The following is a 4,264-nucleotide window of genomic DNA, read 5'->3' as shown; positions in this document are numbered from 1 at the left end:
ATCGGCGCAGAGCGACAGCCTACCTCTGACTGCCGCCAATCTTTGCAACAGAGCCCATGTGATGGCGACGCACGACACCGCTCCGTGGATCGGTCGAATGCGTGTGCTGCGCAAAAACCCAGAACCACGGCCAGGAATGCCCGGCGCGCGGATACTTCCGCTCAAGGGCGTCGGGAAGCGCAACGCCGCTGCGGCCCTCGGCCTGGTCCTTCAGCCACCATGCCCGTGCACGCGACAGCTGCTCGCGCAGGCTGGGTGCCAAGCTCTCGGGTAACATCAAGGCCCGATCCTTGGAGCCCTTGCCCTCCCGCACGATGATCGTGCCGTGATCGAAATCCAGATCCTTGACCCGCAGTTGCAAACCCTCACTGATCCGCATGCCCGTTCCATACAGAAGCTGGGCGAACAAACGATGCTCGCCTTCCAGAAAACCGAGGATGCGAACCACTTCATCCGGGGTCAGCACCACCGGCAAGCGCCGCGACGGCCGAGGTCTTCCGATCTCCTGAAGCCAGGGCAGATCCGTGCACAGCACCTTGCCGTAGAAGAACAGCAAGGCCGCCAATGCCTGACGATGCGTGGAGACCGAAACCTTGCGCTCGTTCGCCAGCCAGGACAGAAATGCCTCGACTTCGCTGCTGCCCAAGGTTGCCGGGTGACGCACACCGTGGAAACGGATGAAGGCACGAACCCAGTGGACATAAGCCTGTTCGGTTCGTAAGCTATAATGCAAGTAGCGTATGCGCTCACGCAACTGGTCCAGAACCTTGACCGAACGCAGCGGTGGTAACGGTGCAGTGCTGGTTTTCATGGCTTGTTATGACTGTTTTTTTGTACAGTCTATGCCTCGGGCATCCAAGCAGCAAGCGCGTTACGCCGTGGGTCGATGTTTGATGTTATGGAGCAGCAACGATGTTACGCAGCAGGGCAGTCGCCCTAAAACAAAGTTAGACATGATGAGCAACTCTATACACACCGGAATCTCAAGACAGCTTTCACAGGCACGCGATGTAATTAAACGCCATTTGGCATCAACGCTGAAAGCCATACACTTGTATGGTTCTGCAATTGATGGTGGCCTCAAACCATATAGCGACATTGATCTGCTGGTTACCGTGGATGCACGCTTGGATGAAGCTACCAGACGCTCCCTGATGCTCGATTTCTTGAATATCTCGGCACCACCATGCGAAAGCTCAATACTCCGGCCGCTAGAGGTAACTGTTGTTGCATGCAACGAAGTAGTGCCTTGGCGTTATCCGGCACGACGAGAACTGCAGTTCGGGGAGTGGCTGCGGGAGGATATTCTTGAAGGTGTCTTCGAGCCAGCCGCCTTGGACGCCGACCTTGCAATTCTAATAACGAAAGCTAGGCAACACAGCATCGCTTTAGTAGGTCCAGTGGCTCAAAAAGTCTTCATGCCGGTGCCAGAGCATGACTTTCTCCAGGTGCTTTCCGATACCCTTAAGCTGTGGAATACTCATGAGGATTGGGAAAATGAGGAGCGGAACATCGTACTCACGTTAGCTCGGATCTGGTATAGCACTGAAACTGGAGGAATCGTCCCCAAGGATGTGGCCGCCGAATGGGTTTTAGAGCGCTTGCCAGCTGAGCATAAGCCAATACTGGTTGAGGCGCGGCAAGCCTATCTTGGGCTTTGCAAGGATAGTCTTGCTTTGCGTGCAGATGAGACTTCGGCGTTCATTGGCTATGCAAAGTCTGCGGTCGCTGATTTGCTCGAAAAGCGAAAATCTCAAACTTCGCATATTTGCGATGGCGCCAAGAACGTCTAACGTCTAACTATTCATTTAAGCCGAAGCCGCTTCGCGGCTCGGCTTAATTCAGGCGTTAGATGCACTAAGCACATAATTGCTCACAGCCAAACTATCAGGTCAAGTCTGCTTTTATTATTTTTAAGCGTGCATAATAAGCCCTACACAAATTGGGAGATATATCATGAAAGGCTGGCTTTTTCTTGTTATCGCAATAGTTGGCGAAGTAATCGCAACATCCGCATTAAAATCTAGCGAGGGCTTTACTAAGCTTGCCCCTTCCGCCGTTGTCATAATCGGTTATGGCATCGCATTTTATTTTCTTTCTCTGGTTCTGAAATCCATCCCTGTCGGTGTTGCTTATGCAGTCTGGTCGGGACTCGGCGTCGTCATAATTACAGCCATTGCCTGGTTGCTTCATGGGCAAAAGCTTGATGCGTGGGGCTTTGTAGGTATGGGGCTCATAATTGCTGCCTTTTTGCTCGCCCGATCCCCATCGTGGAAGTCGCTGCGGAGGCCGACGCCATGGTGACGGTGTTCGGCATTCTGAATCTCACCGAGGACTCCTTCTTCGATGAGAGCCGGCGGCTAGACCCCGCCGGCGCTGTCACCGCGGCGATCGAAATGCTGCGAGTCGGATCAGACGTCGTGGATGTCGGACCGGCCGCCAGCCATCCGGACGCGAGGCCTGTATCGCCGGCCGATGAGATCAGACGTATTGCGCCGCTCTTAGACGCCCTGTCCGATCAGATGCACCGTGTTTCAATCGACAGCTTCCAACCGGAAACCCAGCGCTATGCGCTCAAGCGCGGCGTGGGCTACCTGAACGATATCCAAGGATTTCCTGACCCTGCGCTCTATCCCGATATTGCTGAGGCGGACTGCAGGCTGGTGGTTATGCACTCAGCGCAGCGGGATGGCATCGCCACCCGCACCGGTCACCTTCGACCCGAAGACGCGCTCGACGAGATTGTGCGGTTCTTCGAGGCGCGGGTTTCCGCCTTGCGACGGAGCGGGGTCGCTGCCGACCGGCTCATCCTCGATCCGGGGATGGGATTTTTCTTGAGCCCCGCACCGGAAACATCGCTGCACGTGCTGTCGAACCTTCAAAAGCTGAAGTCGGCGTTGGGGCTTCCGCTATTGGTCTCGGTGTCGCGGAAATCCTTCTTGGGCGCCACCGTTGGCCTTCCTGTAAAGGATCTGGGTCCAGCGAGCCTTGCGGCGGAACTTCACGCGATCGGCAATGGCGCTGACTACGTCCGCACCCACGCGCCTGGAGATCTGCGAAGCGCAATCACCTTCTCGGAAACCCTCGCGAAATTTCGCAGTCGCGACGCCAGAGACCGAGGGTTAGATCATGCCTAGCATTCACCTTCCGGCCGCCCGCTAGCGGACCCTGGTCAGGTTCCGCGAAGGTGGGCGCAGACATGCTGGGCTCGTCAGGATCAAACTGCACTATGAGGCGGCGGTTCATACCGCGCCAGGGGAGCGAATGGACAGCGAGGAGCCTCCGAACGTTCGGGTCGCCTGCTCGGGTGATATCGACGAGGTTGTGCGGCTGATGCACGACGCTGCGGCGTGGATGTCCGCCAAGGGAACGCCCGCCTGGGACGTCGCGCGGATCGACCGGACATTCGCGGAGACCTTCGTCCTGAGATCCGAGCTCCTAGTCGCGAGTTGCAGCGACGGCATCGTCGGCTGTTGCACCTTGTCGGCCGAGGATCCCGAGTTCTGGCCCGACGCCCTCAAGGGGGAGGCCGCATATCTGCACAAGCTCGCGGTGCGACGGACACATGCGGGCCGGGGTGTCAGCTCCGCGCTGATCGAGGCTTGCCGCCATGCCGCGCGAACGCAGGGGTGCGCCAAGCTGCGGCTCGACTGCCACCCGAACCTGCGTGGCCTATACGAGCGGCTCGGATTCACCCACGTCGACACTTTCAATCCCGGCTGGGATCCAACCTTCATCGCAGAACGCCTAGAACTCGAAATCTAACGTCCGTTCGGGCATCGAGGTCCATGTCGGGGTGGGACGGGCCCGTGGCTTCAAGATCACTTGCAGTCCGACCGCGATGTCTTGGTTGCGCGAGAGGTTGTCGATATCCTCCACTTCCATCATCAACCCTGGATAATGCCGCCGCCGTCATCGCCGCCGACGCCCGTGCCGGGCTTTTCGGGCCTGTCAGGCTTGCTCGGCCTTCAGCCTGCCTGGGCGAGATCTCCGGCGGACGGATTAACGGCGGAGCTTCGCCGCCTTTCGTGCGTGTGAAGGCCGAAGATAGTTCTCTCAAAAACATCCGTTTATGAGAGATACCAAATGTCATTTTCAGAAGACGACTGCACCAGTTGATTGGGCGTAATGGCTGTTGTGCAGCCAGCTCCTGACAGTTCAATATCAGAAGTGATCTGCACCAATCTCGACTATGCTCAATACTCGTGTGGGCTCTGTTGCAAAAATCGTGAAGCTTGAGCATGCTTGGCGGAGATTGGACGGA

Annotated in this window: 4 protein-coding genes and 1 pseudogene; 4 read left to right on the top strand and 1 reads right to left on the bottom strand. The window is 57.1% G+C overall.

What is annotated here, in order from left to right; translation table 11 throughout:
* Positions 1-55: 55 nt before the first annotated feature.
* Positions 56-811, bottom strand: a pseudogene (gene intI1, locus ACWGLC_RS17700) (class 1 integron integrase IntI1); the annotation flags it as partial.
* A gap of 145 nt (positions 812-956) precedes the next feature.
* On the opposite strand from intI1, the gene ACWGLC_RS17695 reads away from it, so the two are divergent.
* The 4 genes from ACWGLC_RS17695 to ACWGLC_RS17680 all read left to right on the top strand — a co-directional run bounded on the left by ACWGLC_RS17695 (position 957) and on the right by ACWGLC_RS17680 (position 3,765).
* Positions 957-1,793 carry an ANT(3'')-Ia family aminoglycoside nucleotidyltransferase AadA9 gene (locus ACWGLC_RS17695; RefSeq protein WP_010991842.1) on the top strand — a complete coding sequence of 279 codons (837 nt, stop codon included), beginning with the start codon at positions 957-959 and terminating at the stop codon, positions 1,791-1,793.
* Positions 1,794-1,956: 163 nt separating this feature from the next.
* Entirely contained in the window at positions 1,957-2,304 is a 348-nt protein-coding gene (locus ACWGLC_RS17690; RefSeq protein ID WP_000679427.1) for a quaternary ammonium compound efflux SMR transporter QacE delta 1, read from the top strand.
* On the top strand, positions 2,298-3,137 hold the full coding sequence (gene sul1, locus ACWGLC_RS17685) for a sulfonamide-resistant dihydropteroate synthase Sul1 (protein WP_000259031.1): 840 nt from the start codon (positions 2,298-2,300) through the stop codon (positions 3,135-3,137). Before ACWGLC_RS17690 ends, sul1 begins: the two co-directional genes overlap by 7 nt.
* A 127-nt stretch (positions 3,138-3,264) precedes the next feature.
* Positions 3,265-3,765 carry a GNAT family N-acetyltransferase gene (locus ACWGLC_RS17680; protein WP_000376623.1) on the top strand — a complete coding sequence of 167 codons (501 nt, stop codon included), beginning with the start codon at positions 3,265-3,267 and terminating at the stop codon, positions 3,763-3,765.
* Positions 3,766-4,264 lie beyond the last annotated feature (499 nt).

It is taken from the genome of Dietzia sp. NPDC055877 (genome assembly GCF_053615975.1).
The sequence above is the reverse complement of the archived record's forward strand: the minus strand, read 5'-3'. Positions and strand labels throughout refer to the sequence as shown.

What these genes read in the sequence shown, in the direction of transcription:
- ACWGLC_RS17695 (WP_010991842.1), top strand. Translation starts at nt 957, where the DNA reads ATGAGCAACTCTATACACACCGGAATCTCAAGACAGCTTTCACAGGCA.
- ACWGLC_RS17690 (WP_000679427.1), top strand. Translation starts at nt 1,957, where the DNA reads ATGAAAGGCTGGCTTTTTCTTGTTATCGCAATAGTTGGCGAAGTAATC.
- sul1 (WP_000259031.1), top strand. Translation starts at nt 2,298, where the DNA reads ATGGTGACGGTGTTCGGCATTCTGAATCTCACCGAGGACTCCTTCTTC.
- ACWGLC_RS17680 (WP_000376623.1), top strand. Translation starts at nt 3,265, where the DNA reads ATGGACAGCGAGGAGCCTCCGAACGTTCGGGTCGCCTGCTCGGGTGAT.